The sequence below is a fragment of the Kitasatospora sp. NPDC088264 genome, from assembly GCF_040685715.1.
Taxonomy (GTDB): domain Bacteria; phylum Actinomycetota; class Actinomycetes; order Streptomycetales; family Streptomycetaceae; genus Kitasatospora.
Genome location: NZ_JBFBIR010000111.1, coordinates 1 through 14,355, shown reverse-complemented (window position 1 = coordinate 14,355; position 14,355 = coordinate 1). Strand labels below are relative to the sequence as shown.

The following is a 14,355-nucleotide window of genomic DNA, read 5'->3' as shown; positions in this document are numbered from 1 at the left end:
AATACTGTGTTGTCTTCCTCACCCTGCCCCCCCCCCCCCCGCCCTGCTGGCCACAACCCCCCGCTGCCCTGGGCCCCGCCCCCCCGGCCGCGGGGGGGGGGGGCGGCACGGCGGGTGCCTTCGGCCGGGCAGGGCCCAGCGGAACAGGCCCAGTGGACGGTCCCAGCGGACGGGCCCCACGGAACAGGCCTGGCGGAAAGGCCTAGCGGAACAGCCGGTCGCCGCTGTTGGCCATGCGGTGGGTGCCGCTGTGGCGGTTCACCCAGTCACGGACGAGGTTGATGGCATTGGCGCACTGCCAGCTGTTGTCGTACTCGCGCACGCCGGTGAAGGCGCCGTAGCCCGCGATGATGCCGTCCACACCCGCATCGCCGAGCAGCTTGTCGACGTACCACGGGTCGTTGTAGGTGGTCGTCCAGGACAGCGTGGCCGCGAGCCGCCCGGCGGCGCGGTCCCCGGCCCCCTTCTTCAGCTCCGCACACGTGTTGTAGGTGGCCTCCGTACAGTTGCCGAAGCCCTTGGTGATGTCGGAGTCGCCGTAGTCCATCGCCCGGTGACCGGCCGGGAATCCGGAACCGGACCGGTTGAAGGCGCCCTGGACCTGGTCGCGGGTACCGGTGGACGTGATGCCCTCCAGCGGGCCGAGCCTGCCTTCCAGGCTCTGCCAACCCCTGCCGCCGACGTCCGGGGTGTTGCCGCCGTGGTACTCGAAGAAGCCGTAGAGGACCTGGATCCCGGCTGCCGTCAGCCGCTGCGCCTTGTCGCGCAGTCCGGCGACGCTGCACGTGCGGTTGGGCTGCTCCCCGCAGTAGTTCGGGTCCTTGATGTCCAGCCAGACCAGCGACAGCCGGCGTCCGGCGTTGGCGTTGGAGAGGATGCGGTCGATCATGCTGTCGAAGCTGGGGCCCAGTCGGTTCTCACCGGCCGAGGAACAGTCGTGGTAGGCACGCCATTCGTTCGGGTTCCACCAGGCGCAGACGTCGATCTCGATGGCGTTGGCGCCGTGGCCGAGCGCGGCGTCCACCCCGTCCAGGGTGTCGACCCGGTGCGCGATGGCGTAGATCGCGTGACGCGAATCGGCCGCCGCCGCAGGGGTCGTACCGAGCGCGGTGAGGCCGACGATCCCGCACAGTGCCGCCAGCAGCGCCAGCACCTTCCGCGCGCCGGTGCCGTGCCTGAGGTGAGTGGTCAAGAAACGTACTCCTCGATGTCGGTGCCCTGAAGCCGTCGCCGATGGACGGCCGCCCCCGATCCAGGACTGGTCATGTCCGCCTCAGTCTGACACTGGTTCGTGGCCGGTACGGGGCGAACCGCGCAAATCCTCCGCTAAAGTCCGTCGCGCGAGGCCAACTCGGCCCGGAGCGCGGGCACATGCTCGTCGGCGGACTCGTGCGGCAGGAACTCGACCGGGTCCAGGAAGCGGAACAGCACCCGGCTCCCGGTGACGGCGAACTCGTAGTCGCCGAACCCGACCACCGCCCCCGTGCCGCCCCGCACCGCCCCGCGGACGGCGGCCGCCGTCAGCTCGTCCACGCCGCCGGGCGCCGTCGCCCGGCGCCGGGCGTTCGGCCGGGCCAGGTACGGGCACACCATCGCCGCGTAGAGCATGCAGGCCCGGTGGCCAGGCCCCTCCATCGTCGGCGCGAGGTTGCGGTACGGCCGCCCCTCGGCGAGCGCGGCCGCGATCGCCGCGCTCTCCGCCGCTCCGACCACGCGCCACACGGGGCCCCGGGCCATGAACCCCCCGCACACCGAACAGAGGCGCTCCAGCGCGCAGTTCGCGCTGCGCTCGTGGTCGGTCAACGCGAACTGCGGCTCGCCGCCCCGCCACGGCGTGATCGCCGGCACCGGATAGCCCCGGACGTCCCGGGGCCGCTCCCCCACCCGCTCCGGCATCGGCACCGCATCGAATCGCACGCCCCCATCCTCGCCGCCCCCCGCGCCGCTGTCGACCTCCGACGCGGCAGCCGCCCCGCGCGGCGGGCGCGGGGCGGCCGGTGGTCCGGGGGCGACTCCTGGTGGATCGTCCGAACGGCGGGCCAGGACCTAGTTCCAGATCCCGGTGATGTCACCGGCGTTGGCCGCGTTGCCCGCGTGGGTGGTGGCGCCGGCGAGGTCCTCCAGGGTCCGCAGCACGTTGTAGTGGTTGTAGGTCGCGGCGGAGGTGCTGCCGGGTGTGACGTGGGCGCCGTAGAAGACGGTCGGGATGCGGTTGCCCGCGAGCCGGTTGTCCTCGTCGAAGGTGACCACGAGCAGGCTGTTGTGGCTCTTGGCCCAGGTGGCGTAGGCGCCGAGGTTGTTCTTGATCCAGGTGTCGCCGGTGCCGACCGAGCAGTCGTGCATGTCGCTGCAGAGGTTCGGCACGACGAAGGAGACGTTCGGCAGGGTGGTGTAGTCGGTCGGGAACTGGGCGAAGGTCCTGGCCGAGTTCAGCGGGACGTTGCCGAAGCCGAACCAGGGGTTGTGCTTCTGCGCGTACTTGCCGCTGCTGCACGCGGTGCTGCCCTGCGCGGGCAGGGTCTCGTTGTAACTGGCCCAGGTCCTGCCGGCGGCGGTGACCTCGGAGGCCAGGTTGGGGCCCTGGAGGGCGCCGACGGAGACGCAGCTGTCGTCGGTGACGCCCTGGGTGGAGCCGGAGAACAGGGCGTAGTAGTTCGGCTGGCTGGGGTGGGTGATGCCGAACGACTGGGTGAGGTTGGCGCCGCCGGTGGCCAGGGAGTTGAGGTAGGGGGCGCTGCTGCTGCCGACGACCTGGTTGTAGGCGTGGTTCTCCATCACCACGACGACGATGTGGTCGGGCGCGGGCAGGGCGGCGGCCTGCGCGGTGGAGGCGGTGGCGGCCCAGAGGCCGGCGGAGGCCGCGACCAGGGCTGCCACCGAGCCGAGGGCGGTGGCGGTGCGACGGGAGCCGGGCTTGGTGGACGAAGTCATGACAATTCCTCGGGTAGGGAGCGGCCCGGGCGCGGACGCTCGATCAGGCCCGCGCGACGAACCGTTCTAGTACGGCGTGCCGTTGGCGAAGTCGCGGGCGACGGTGGACTCGACGGTGGTCAGCACACCGGGGTCGGTGGTGATCAGGCCCAGCTCGCGGTTGTTGTTCAGCGAGTTGTCGGAGAAGTTCTCCGAACCGGCGAACACCTTGGCCGAGGGCGTGCCGTAGTCGGCGACGATCGCCTTGGCGTGGATGTACAGGCCCGTGGTCGAGGAGTAGGTGACCACCTGGCCGCCGGCCGTGACCACCTGGTCGAAGTAGCTGCTGTAGGACGAGGGGTTCATGCCCACCACCCGCACGGTGACGCCCCGGCCGGCGGCCGCGGCGACCGCGTCCACCAGGGCCTGGTCGCCGAACTCCAGCTGCTCCAGGTCCAGCGTGTGCTGCGCGCCGTTGATCAGGTCCAGCAGGCGGGCCTGCGAGTCGGTGGGCGACCAGACCAGGTTGTCGCCGTCGGAGGGGGTGATCGAGGTCTGGGCGTAGTCGGCGGCGAAGACCTGCTCGATCGCGGCGACGTCGTTGGCGTCGGTGTCGACGACGCCGTAGTCGCGGCTGCTGGAGTAGTAGGTGGAGTCCAGGTTCCCGGTCAGGATCAGGGACTTGGCGCCGTCCACGGTGACGGTCTTCTGGTGGGTGTAGACGAACGTGGAGGAGGAGTACGTCACCCCGACGCCGGCGGCCCGCAGGGCCGAGTAGGCGGCGCCGTTGACCGAGGTGTGCCGGCCGTCGAGGATCACCCGGACGGTGAGGCCGGCCCGCTGGCGGCCGATCAGGGCGTTGACGGCGGTGGTGTCGCGCAGCTCGTACATGGTCACGTCGACCGAGCGGGTGGCCGAGTTGATGAGGTCGTAGACGACGCCGTGGTCCCGGTCCGGGAACACGATCGGCGTGTACGTGGCGGCGGTGGCGGCCTGGGCGGTGCCGGACAGCGGTATCAGGCCGGCGGCGGCGAGCAGCAGCGCGCCGGCCCGGCGCGCGGAGGTGGCCAGGGGCATGCGGAACTCCACGATCGATGAGGGGGAAGGCCTGGGCGAAGGTGCGGGAGCACGCGCGAGGCGCCCGAACAGCATCGGGTGGATCGGTCGACGCGGGTAGACGACAGCAGGTAAAACCTTGACCCCGGGTCGGGAAACGGATGGTGCGGCCGATCGGGTTCACTTTGCCAGCCGCAGGCCCCTCCGGTGATAGTGGATCTTCGAGGACGTGGCCGGACGCCGCGTCAGCCGAGTGAGAGAACAGAGGATCATGGCGAAGATCAGCCTTCTGCGTCCGCTCGCGGTGGCGGCCGCGGGTGTCGTCCTGCTGGCGACCGGAGCCGCGCACGCCGTGGCCGCCGACCAGGGCACCACCGGCGCGCCCACCCCGGACACGGCCGCGGTGCGCGCCGCCCTCCAGGCGACCACCGACGCGGGCGCCCCGGGCGCCTTCGCGGTGATCCGCGACCACGGCGACGCCGAGTCCACCCGGTCGCTGGCCGTCGGCAAGGCCGATCTGGACGGCACCCCGATGAACTCCTCGTGGAGGTTCCGGGTCGGCAGCAACAGCAAGATGTTCAACGCCGTTCTCGTGATGCAGCTGGCGGAGCAGGGCCTGATCGACCTCGACAAGCCGCTGCGCGACTACCTGCCGGCCGGCACCCTGCCGGACACCTGGACCATGACGGGCCGCCAGGTCATGGAGCACCGCGCCGGGATCTACGACCACACCAACGACCTGCTGGAGCAGGCCGGCGAGGAGACCACCAGCGCCTTCGAGGCGCGCATCCGCACCAACGTGTACGCGCCGCGCGACCTGGTGGCGATGTCCGTCAAGCACGGCCAGCAGTACACGCCCGGGAGCCGGTACTCCTACTCCAACACCGACTTCGTCCTGATGGGCCTCGCGGTGGAGCACCTCACCGGCCGCCCCTACGAGGACGTCCTGCGCGAGCGGATCATCGAGCCGCTGGGCCTGAGCAAGACCTCCTTCGTCGTGCCCGACCAGGAGATCCAGGGCGCGCACGTCACCGGTTACCTCACCAACGACGACCGCACCAAGCCGCTGCTGGACTCCACCGCGCAGACCGGCTCCTGGGTGTGGACGGCCGGCGCGGTCATCTCCGACGCCGCGGACCTCGACCACTTCCTCACCGCGCTGATGGCGGGCAGCTCCGGCGGGCTGGTCTCGGACGACTCGCTGAAGCAGATGACGGCCGCCCTGGCCACCCCCACCGCCAAGATCAGCTACGGCCTCGGGCTGCGCCGCATCTCGCTGTCCTGCGGTGACGTGTACGGCCACGGCGGCATCGTCCAGGGCTTCCAGACCCAGTCGTTCGCCACCCCGGACGGCAAGCGCTCCGTCGTCGTGTTCGCCAACGCCTCCAACAACGGCTCCGTGACGCAGGGCCTGATGAACGCGCTGGAGCCGGCCTTCTGCGGCAAGAAGCCGACCGTCGCGCCGCGGACCTCGTTCGCCCCGAGCGCCTTCGCCGAGAACCACACGCTGCCGGTGGTCGAGGACACCCGGATCTGACCGTCCCGCACAGTCCGCCGCTCACGCGCCCGCACGGCCCACCCGCCGTGCGGGCGTGCGCGTTTCGCCCGCCACCGGGCTTCCCGCCTCACCCCGTCCGGCGCCGCCCCTGCCGGGGGCCGTCCGCGCTGAGGTCGGTGAGCGCCTCGGTGAGGAGTTCGCGGGCCTCCTCGGCGCGGCCCTGCTCGATCAGGGCGGTGCCGAGCTCGGTGAGGGTCTTGGTCATGCTGTCCGGCCGGCCGATCTCCTCGTAGTGGGTCAGGGCCTGCCGGTAGGCCTTCTCGGCGGCCGGCCAGCGCCCCAGCGCGGCTCGGTCCAGGCCGAGTTCGTGTGCCGTCATGGCCGCCGCCAGGTGCATCAGCGGCGAGGACCAGCGCTCCACCAGCTCCAACGCGCCGGCCAGCGCGCGCCGGCGGGACTCCACCGCCTCCTCGGCCCGGCCCGAGTCGCGCAGGCAGTTGGCCGCGCCGCGCAGCGTGACCAGCCGGCCGATCCAGCCGGAGCGGCTGTTGACGGCGGCGAAGGTGTCCGCGGCCCGGTGGTAGGCGTCGATGGCCTCCCGGTGCCGGTGCAGGTGCCGAAGGCCCGCCGCGAGGTAGGTCAGCGCCCAGCCCTCCTGCTCGCGGGCGCCGATCCGGCGGGCCAGTTCCAGCCCCTCGTTGGCCAGGTCGATGCCGCGCTGGTAGCGGTGCAGGCAGGTGACGTACGTCCACGCCAGGTAGTTGACGTGGACGGCCTCGGCCAGCTGGTCGCCGCAGGCGCGGGCCGCGTCGACCGACAGTTGGAAGACCTCGGCCCAGATGTCCCAGCTCAGCAGCCGGTCGGAGAACCAGTGCATGGCCTCGGCGGTGTCGATCACCTCCCGGTGCCGGCCGGCGGCGAAGGCCTGGTGGAGGGCGGCCAGCCACTCCGGGTGCTCCTCCTCCAGCCAGCGCGCCGCCTCGGTGAGCGGCACCGGGGGGCCGGTCCGGTCCGCGTCGGCGTCGGGATCGGTCTCGGGGTCCGCCGTCGCGTGGTCCGGGTCGAACCGAAGGCCGTACTCGGCGGCCCGGTTCAGCAGCCAGTCACCGGCCCTGGCCCGGGCCCGCGCCACCGCCTCGGGGCCCTCGTCGGCGCCGAGCCGCTCGCCCGCGTAGAGCCGGACCAGGTCGTGCAGCCGATAGCGCTCCGGGGTGGCGAGTTGCACCAGCCCGGCGTCGATCAGCTGCTCCAGGACGAGTTCGGTCCGGCCGACCGGCAGGCCCGCGTAGGCGGCGGCGACGGCGGCGGTGAAGTCGTGCCCGGCGGTCAGTGCCGAGCGGCGCAGCACCAGCTGGGATTCGGCCGGCAGCCGCCGGTAGGACAGCGCGAAGGCCGGACGGACGGCCAGGTCTCCGGTCTCCAGCAGGTCCAACCGGTGCTCCTCGGCGGCCAGTTGGCGCACCAGATGACTGACCGGCTGCTGCGGGCGGGCCACCAGCCGCTGCCCGGCGATGCGCAGCGCGAGCGGCAGGTAGCCGCAGAGCCGGGCCAGTTCGGCGGTGGCGTCGGGCGCCGCGTCGATCCGCTCGCGGCCGGCGATCCGGGCCAGCAGGTCGGCGGCCTCGCCCGGGGCCAGGGCGTCCAGCCGCAGGCGGAGCACCGACTCCAGTCCGGGCAGGGTGTTGCGGCTGGTCACCAGGGTCACGGCGGGCCCGGAGCCGGGCAGCAGCGGGCGCACCTGGCTCTCGTCGGCGGCGTTGTCCAGGACCAGGACGAGCCGGCGCTCGCGCACCAGGGCCCGGTAGAGGCCGGCCCGCTCCTCCGTCCCGGCGGGCACCGCGTTGTCGGCGACGCCCAGGGCGCGCAGCACCTGGCCGAGCGCGTCGCGGGCGGAGAGCGGGGTGGCGGCCATGCCGCCGAGGTCGAGCGAGAGCTGCCCGTCGGGGAAGGAGGGGGCCAGGGTGTGGGCGGCGTGCAGGGCGAAGGCGGTCTTGCCCAGGCCGGGCTGACCGCTGATCAGCACCACCCGGGGGTGGGCGGGTCGGTCGTCCTCGGCCAGCTCGGCCAGCAGGGCGAGGGCGTTCTCGCGGGCGGTGAAGTCGGCGATGTCGCGGGGCAGCGCGAGGGCGCCCGGCACGAGCGGGACGGGGGGCACGGCGTCCCCGGTCTCGGCCGGTCCGGCGGGGGCCGGGGCGGGAGCGGCCGGCCCGCGGGTGGGGGCGGCGGCCGGCACCGGCCTGGTCCCCCGGGGGCGGCCGCACTGAGCGGCGCGGTCCAGCGCGGCGGTTTGCGGGGCGTCCAGGCCCAGCGTCTCGGCCAGGGCCCGGACGGTGCGCCGCTGCGGCCCGCGGGTGCGGCCTCGCTCCATGTCACCGACGGCGCGCAGACTGACGCCGGCAGCCGCGGCGAGCTCCTCCTGGGTCAGGCCCGCCGCCACCCGGTGCCCGGCCAGCAGGCGGCCGAAGTCGCCGGCCCCCTCGGACTCCGTGCCCGCTCCCGTGCCGCTCACAGCCGTCATGTCCCGCCCCTGCTAGCGCCGTTACTTCTGCCAGGCGTTGTGCCTGATCGACCGTCCCAGGCAGAAGTATGCCCGGGCAGAAGTATGCCTCGCACCCAGCCCTTTCCCAGCATCGAGCGCCCAGCTCAGGCGCCGGGCACCCCGGTGCGGGCCGCGGCGTCCCACCTGCTGGTGGGACGGCCGCGCGTGCTGGTTCTGCCCATAGTTCCGCCTGTGGTTGTGCCGATCGGACGGGACGAGCAGGGCGAGCGGGACGAGCGGGACGGGCAGGGCGAGCGGGACGGGCAGGGCTGCTGCTGCGGCGGCGGCGGCGGGGCGGCGCACCGTCAGCGCTCCCCCGCCGCCAGGGCCCGGGCCGCCTGCCGTCTGGCGACGGCGCTCTCGGTGGTGCGGCCCAGTTCGCACAGCAGGTCAGCCAGCAGGCCGTGGGTGCGGGACTCCAGTCCGGTGTCGCCGACCGTGCGGCCCAGGGCGACGGCGAGTCGGGCCGTGGACAGGGCGGCGTCGCGGCGGCCGAGCGCGTGCAGGGCGCGGGCCCGGCTCTGGGTGGCGAGGACGGCCTCGGCGCCGGAGCGGGTGGTGGCGACCCGGACGGCCTCGTCGGCGTGGACCAGGGCCGGGCCGGGGGAGCCGGCCAGGACCAGCGCGTCGGCGAGGTCGGTGAGCGCGCGGACGAGCAGGCCGCCGACGGCCGGGGTGCGGGCTGCGCTCACCAGGTCGGTCATCAGCGGCAGGGCCTGGTCGTAGCGGCCGGCCCGCAGCAGCGCACCGGCCACCCGGGCACGGCATTGGTGGCGCAGCAGTTGGTCGCCGGCCCGGTCTGCGGCGGCCACGGCCCGTTCCAGTTGCTGGACGGCGGTGCGATGGGCGGCGCGGTCGACGTGCAGGACGGCGAGGTCGGTGGCCAGCCGGGCGACGGCCGCCTGGTCCGCGCAGCTGTGGGCGGCGCGCAGGCCGGCCTCGGTGACGGCGCGCCAGTGCGTCCGGTCGTGGCCGGTGGTCTCGTACAGCAGGCCTATCCGGTGGGCGAGTTGCCAGGATTCGGCGGTCCGGCCGAACTGCTCGGCGCAGACCACCACCGCGCGCAGGGCGCTCTCCTCCCGGCGGAACCAGGCGGCCGCCTCCGCCGGGGCCGCGCCGCCGCCCTCGGGCGTCCAGGCGGCGGTGGTGCAGCCGCCGGTGGTCCAGGCCGCGGTGACCGCGAGGTAGTGGGCGATCAGCCGGTCGAGGGCGACGAACCGGTCGTCGCAGGTGAGTTCGGCGGCCTGCCCGGCCGCGTAGCGCCGGACCAGCTCGCGCCGGGCGTAGCGGCCGGGCGTGGTCTCCTCCAGCAGGTGGACGGCGTCGAGGCGGGTCAGCAGGGTGCGGGTGGCGGCGGGCGGCAGGTCGGCGAGCGCGGCGGCGGTGGCGGTGTCGATCACCGCGCCGGGGTGCAGGCCGAGCAGGGTGAACAGCCGGGCGGGGGCGGGCGGCAGAGTCCGGTAGGTGTGGTCCAGGGCGGTGGTGACACCGATCGGGCCGCGGTCGGTGCCGGCCAGGGTGGCGAGGCCGGTCTGCTCGTCGGCGAGTTCCGCGGCCAGGTCGCCCAGGGTCCAGCCGGGGCGGGCGGCCAGCCGGGCGGCGGCCAGCCGCAGGGCGAGCGGCAGGTGGTCGCAGGCCGCGGCGAGGTCGGCGGCCGCCTGCGGTTCGGCGGCGACCCGGGCCGGGCCGAGGGTCCGGGCGAGCAGTTCGGCCGCGTCCTCGGCGCCGAGCACGCCCAGCGGGAGCGGGATGCCGCCGTCGCGGACCAGCAGGTCGCGCAGCCGGCTGCGGCTGGTGACGACGACGGGGGTGCCGCGGGTGCCGGCGTCCCCGTCCCCGGCTCCGTTCCCGTCCGGGCCGTCCCCCGGCGGGGGCGGGTCGGGCAGCAGCGGGGCGAGCTGCTCGTACGAGCGCGCGTCGTCCAGCACGATCAGCAGCCGGCGGCCGGCCAGCAGTTCCCGGTAGCGCTGCTCCCGCTCCTCGGGCGAGGCGGGCAGGGCGCCCGCCGGCTCGCCGAGGGCGAGCAGGAACCCGGCCAGCACGTCGGCGGGTTCGCGGGGCCCGGCCGGGTCGAAGCCGCCCAGCTCGGCGTGCAGGACTCCGTCGGGGAAGTGCCCGGTGGACCGCTGCACCCAGTGCTGGACCAGGCTGGTCTTGCCGACCCCGGCCGGTCCGGTGACCAGGATCGGGTGGCCGGACCGGACGGCGGCGGCCAGGGCCTCGTCGAGCCGGGCGAATTCGGCCGACCGGCCGGTGAACCTGCGGTCCGGCGCACCACGCCTCGGAAGCCGGGCGGGTCTGGGCGGCGCGTCCCGCTCGGGGCCGTCCGCCGACCGTTCACCGGCGTGGCGCAGCTCCGGACCGGGCGGGCCGGAGAGCCGGGCCACCGCCCGGTCGTACCAGGCCGCCGCCTCGTCCCGGCGGCCGGCCTGGTCGAGGCAGCGGACCAGCCGCGCGACCAGCGTCTGCCGGGTCGGGTGGGCGACCGCCGCCTCGGCCAGCTCGCCGGCCAGCTCGCCGCCGCGGCCGGCCCCGAGCAGGCCCTCGGCGAGCCGGTCCAGGGCGCGCAGCCGCAGGTCGGTGACGTGCGGCAGGGTGCGCTCGCGCAGCAGGACGGACCCGCAGTCGACGAGGGCCGGGCCGCGGAACAGGTCCAGGGCGGCGCGCAGCAGGGGCACGGCCGGATCGTGCGGCTCGGGCTCGGTGCTCCCGGCGGGCGCGGCCGGGGCGGGCCGCAGCACGCCCGCCCGGTCGCAGAGCCCGCGGAAGTGCAGCAGGTCCACCCGGTCGGGGTCGCCGGCCAGCAGGTAGCCGGCGCCACGGGTGCCCAGGGTGAGCCCGGGGCAGTCGAGCAGTTGGCGCAGGGCCGCGACGTGCCCCTGGAGCGCGGCGCGGGCGGTGGGGGGCGCGTCGCCGTCCCAGACCAGCTCGATCAGCTCGTCGGTGCCGACGGTCTGGTTGAGCCGGATGGCGAGGGTGCTCAGCAGCGCCCGGCGTTTGGGGGCCGAGGGTGTGACCGTCGTCCCGTCGTCCCGTCGTACGGCGACCGGCCCGAGCAGGTCGATGTGCATGCGGCCCTCTCCTCCCCTGTCGCCGATCGGATCCGCCGCCGACGACAACCTCCGGCGTCTTCCCGGCGTCGTCAGAGGATAGGCCTGGTCCGGTCACGTGCACGCGGCCGGATGGGGTCTGCTCGGATCTGGTGGATCTTGTCGGGTCGGACCCGGACCCGGCAAGATCCACAGGGCCCGGCATCGACGTCCGTTCCGCCGGGCGCCGCCACCCGGTGGCGCCCGGGGAGTGGGCGATCTGGCGCGAACAGGACACTTCAGGGCACTACACTGCTCCACCCCGGGGCACGCCCCGGACGTCAATGGGGCGGGGGGACGCCCTGCCCGTCGTGGGTGAAGTGGGGGTACTGGTGCGGATTCGGCTCCTCGGCCCGGTGGAGCTGCGGGCCGGGGCGGACGGCTTCGCCTCGCTGCCGGGGGCGCAGCGCAGGGCGATCCTGGCGCTGCTCGCGTTGCGGCTGGGCCGGGTGGTCGGGGTGGACGGCTTCTGCGAGCTGCTGTGGGGCGAGCGGCCGCCGGCCAGCGCCCGGGCCGCCCTACAGGGGCACGTGGCGGCGCTGCGCAAGGCGATCGCCGACACCCCGTTCGTGCTGCACACCCGTTCGTCCGGCTACCTGCTGGCCGGTCCGGCCGAGGAGGTGGACGCGCTGCGCTTCGAGGCGCTGACCGACCGGGCCGCCGAACAGGCCGGACTCGGCTGCGGCACGGCGGACGCGCAGGCGATCGCGCTGCTGGAGCAGGCGTTGCGGCTGTGGCGCGGCGAGGCCCTGGCCGACCTGCCCGACACCGCCGCGCGCGCGGCCGTGGTCGACCAGCTGGAGCAGGCCCGCACCGCCGCCGTGCTCAGCTGGGCCGGGCTGCGGCTGCGCCAGGGCAGCGGGGTGGCGGCGGTGCCGGCCCTGGAGCAGCACGTGCGGACCGACGGGCTGCGCGAGGAGCTGGTGGCGCTGCTGATGCGCTGTCTGCACCAGGCCGGGCGGCCGGCGGACGCGCTGTCCGCCTACCACCAGGCCCGGGTGCGGCTGGACCGCGAGCTGGGGATCCGGCCCGGCCCGGCGCTCCAGGCGGCGCTCGCCGAGGTGCTGTCCGGGGGCCGGGCCGAGCAGCCGGCCCCGGCCCGCTCGGCGGCCCCTCCGGCCGCGCCGCGGGTTCCCCGTCAACTCCCGCGCCGCCCGGTCGACTTCGTCGGCCGGGACAGCGAGGGCTGCTGGCTGGACGGCGAGTGCGGCCCGGACCGCGCCGGTGACGGCCTGGCCGTGGTGGTCGGACCGGCCGGGGCCGGCAAGAGCGCGCTGGTCACCGCCTGGGCGCACCGCCGCGCCCCGCACTTCCCGGACGGGCAGCTGTTCGCCGACCTGCGGGGCCTCGACCCGGCCGGCCCGGCCGACCCGGAGGCCGCCCTCGGCGGCTTCCTGCGGGCCCTCGGGGTCTCCGAGGGCGCCGTCCCCGAGGACCGGGACGACCGGGCCGCGCTCTACCGCGACCGGACCAGGGGGCGGCGCCTGCTGGTGGTCCTGGACGACGCCGCCGATGCCGACCAGGTCGCCGACCTGCTGCCGCAGGGGCCCGGCTGCGCCGCCGTGGTGACCAGCCGCGGCTCGCTGGAGGGGCTGGTGGCCGCCGACGGTGCGGCCCTGCTGCGCCTGCCCCCGCTGCCCCAGGACGACTCCCTGCGGCTGCTGGAGCGCGCGCTCGGCCCCGACCGGCTGCGGGCCGAACCGGCCGCCGCCACCGAACTGGCCGGGCTCTGCGACCACCTGCCGCTGGCGCTGCGGATCGCCGCGGCCCGGCTGGCCACCCGCCCGGACTGGACGATCGCCGAACTGGTCGCCGAACTCGCCGACGAGCAGACCAGACTGCCCGTCCTGGACGCCGACGGCGCGACCGGCGTCACCACCGAGCTCCTCCTGACGTATCGCCGCCTCTCCCCCGGCGCCGCCGAACTGCTCACCCTCCTGGCCGCCCACCCGGGCCGGGAGGTGGACACCCTGACCAGTGCGGCCGTGCTCGGCGCCGACCCGGCCACCGCCCGCCGGTCGCTCGGCGAACTCGCCGCCCACCACCTGCTCACCGGTGCGGCGCCCGGGCGCTACGGCCGCGCCGAGCTGGTCCGGCTGTTCAGCGCCGGGCTGCTCGCCGAGCAGCCCGAGCCGCGCCGACGCCTCGCCCGGGAGCGGCTGCTGGACTACTACCAGGCGGCGCTGCGGCAGGGCGGCGAGTTCATCGAGCCGGGCCAGGACGGTTTCGACACGCTCGTCCACCCCCCGCGGGCCCTGCCGCCGGCCGACGGCATCCGCGCCGCACTGGACTGGTTCCAGGCCGAGGAGCCCGCGATCCGCGCGCTGATCACCGGCACCGCCGACGACCCGGACCGGGTCTGGCGGCTGGCCCAGGCCGCCGGCCCGCTGTACTACGGCTCCAGCCGGTTCACCGACTGGCTGGGCTGCCTGCGCGCGGGCGTCCGGGAGGCCGAGCGGTGCGGCGACGAGCTGGCCGCCGCCCAGTTGCACGGCGCCCGGGCGAACGCGCTGCTCGGGCTGGAACGCCGCCAGGAGGCGGCCGAGGCCGCGCGCCGGGCGGTGGCCGCCGGCGAGGCCGCGACCGGGCCCGCGGGCCGCGCCGCGTACGCCCGCGCGCTCGCCACCCAGTCGCTGATCACCGCGATCCTGGGCAGCGCGACCGAGGCCGCCCGGCTGGCGTCCGGCTCGGCCGCGCTGGCCGTGGAGTCCGGCGACCCCCGGCCGCTGGCCGTCGCCCTGGTCCACCACAGCTGGGTGAGCCTGCTGGCCGGGGACCGGCAGGGTGCGCTGCGGCAGGCCCGGGAGGCCAGGGAGCTGCTGCCCGCCCGCCCGGTCACCTCGATCCACCTGTGGTCGATGCTGACCGAGGCGCACACCCTGCCCCCGCACGGGCGCAGCGAGACCGTCGACCTGGCCTGGCACCGGCTGCTGGCCGGCTGCGAGGAAGCGGGCCTGCTCTACCTCCAGGCCATCGCCGAACAGTCGCACGCCGCCTACCTGCTGAGCCGGGGCCGTGAACTGGAGGCCCTGGACCGGCTGCGCTCGGCGCTCGACCGCTTCCGCAGCCACGACCGACTGGCCGGGGTGCAGAGCGAGTTCACCACCAGCCTGGAGGAGTCGCTGAACTCGCGCGCGCCACACCGGCACTGACCGGCTCCCCGTGGCGGCCACCCGGTCGCCGGGTGGCGGTGGTGCCGCCGGGAGTTCCGCCTGGGGTCCCGGGGGTGCCCGGGGCGGTGGGGGCGCCCGGGGGCGGGGTGG

Annotated in this window: 8 protein-coding genes; 2 read left to right on the top strand and 6 right to left on the bottom strand. The window is 75.4% G+C overall.

Annotation, left to right across the window (positions count from 1 at the left end):
* Positions 1 to 202 precede the first annotated feature (202 nt).
* From AB0O82_RS37905 to AB0O82_RS37890, 4 genes are all read right to left on the bottom strand, one after another.
* Entirely contained in the window at positions 203 to 1,192 is a 990-nt protein-coding gene (locus tag AB0O82_RS37905) for a phospholipase (RefSeq protein WP_363589482.1), read from the bottom strand.
* 134 nt (positions 1,193 to 1,326) lie between these two features.
* Positions 1,327 to 1,917, bottom strand: coding sequence for a hypothetical protein (locus AB0O82_RS37900; protein WP_363589480.1), 591 nt, complete (start codon positions 1,915 to 1,917; stop codon positions 1,327 to 1,329).
* Positions 1,918 to 2,046: 129 nt separating this feature from the next.
* Positions 2,047 to 2,931: an alkaline phosphatase family protein gene (locus tag AB0O82_RS37895; protein WP_363589478.1), complete on the bottom strand. Its 885-nt coding sequence runs from the start codon at positions 2,929 to 2,931 to the stop codon at positions 2,047 to 2,049.
* 66 nt (positions 2,932 to 2,997) lie between these two features.
* Positions 2,998 to 3,987, bottom strand: a complete 990-nt coding sequence (locus AB0O82_RS37890) for a phospholipase D-like domain-containing protein (RefSeq protein ID WP_363589476.1) — start codon at positions 3,985 to 3,987, stop codon at positions 2,998 to 3,000.
* A gap of 250 nt (positions 3,988 to 4,237) precedes the next feature.
* Here AB0O82_RS37890 and AB0O82_RS37885 point away from each other — a divergent pair, with 250 nt between their 5' ends.
* Positions 4,238 to 5,503: a serine hydrolase domain-containing protein gene (locus tag AB0O82_RS37885; protein WP_363589474.1), complete on the top strand. Its 1,266-nt coding sequence runs from the start codon at positions 4,238 to 4,240 to the stop codon at positions 5,501 to 5,503.
* A gap of 88 nt (positions 5,504 to 5,591) precedes the next feature.
* On the opposite strand, the gene AB0O82_RS37880 is transcribed toward AB0O82_RS37885, so the two are convergent.
* Positions 5,592 to 7,982 (bottom strand): tetratricopeptide repeat protein, encoded by a 2,391-nt coding sequence (locus tag AB0O82_RS37880; protein ID WP_363589473.1) that lies wholly within the window; start codon positions 7,980 to 7,982, stop codon positions 5,592 to 5,594.
* A gap of 326 nt (positions 7,983 to 8,308) precedes the next feature.
* Complete coding sequence (locus AB0O82_RS37875) at positions 8,309 to 11,074, bottom strand: BTAD domain-containing putative transcriptional regulator (protein WP_363589471.1); 2,766 nt, start codon at positions 11,072 to 11,074, stop codon at positions 8,309 to 8,311.
* 350 nt (positions 11,075 to 11,424) lie between these two features.
* Here AB0O82_RS37875 and AB0O82_RS37870 point away from each other — a divergent pair, with 350 nt between their 5' ends.
* On the top strand, positions 11,425 to 14,244 hold the full coding sequence (locus tag AB0O82_RS37870; RefSeq protein ID WP_363589469.1) for an AfsR/SARP family transcriptional regulator: 2,820 nt from the start codon (positions 11,425 to 11,427) through the stop codon (positions 14,242 to 14,244).
* The last annotated feature ends 111 nt before the right edge of the window (positions 14,245 to 14,355 follow it).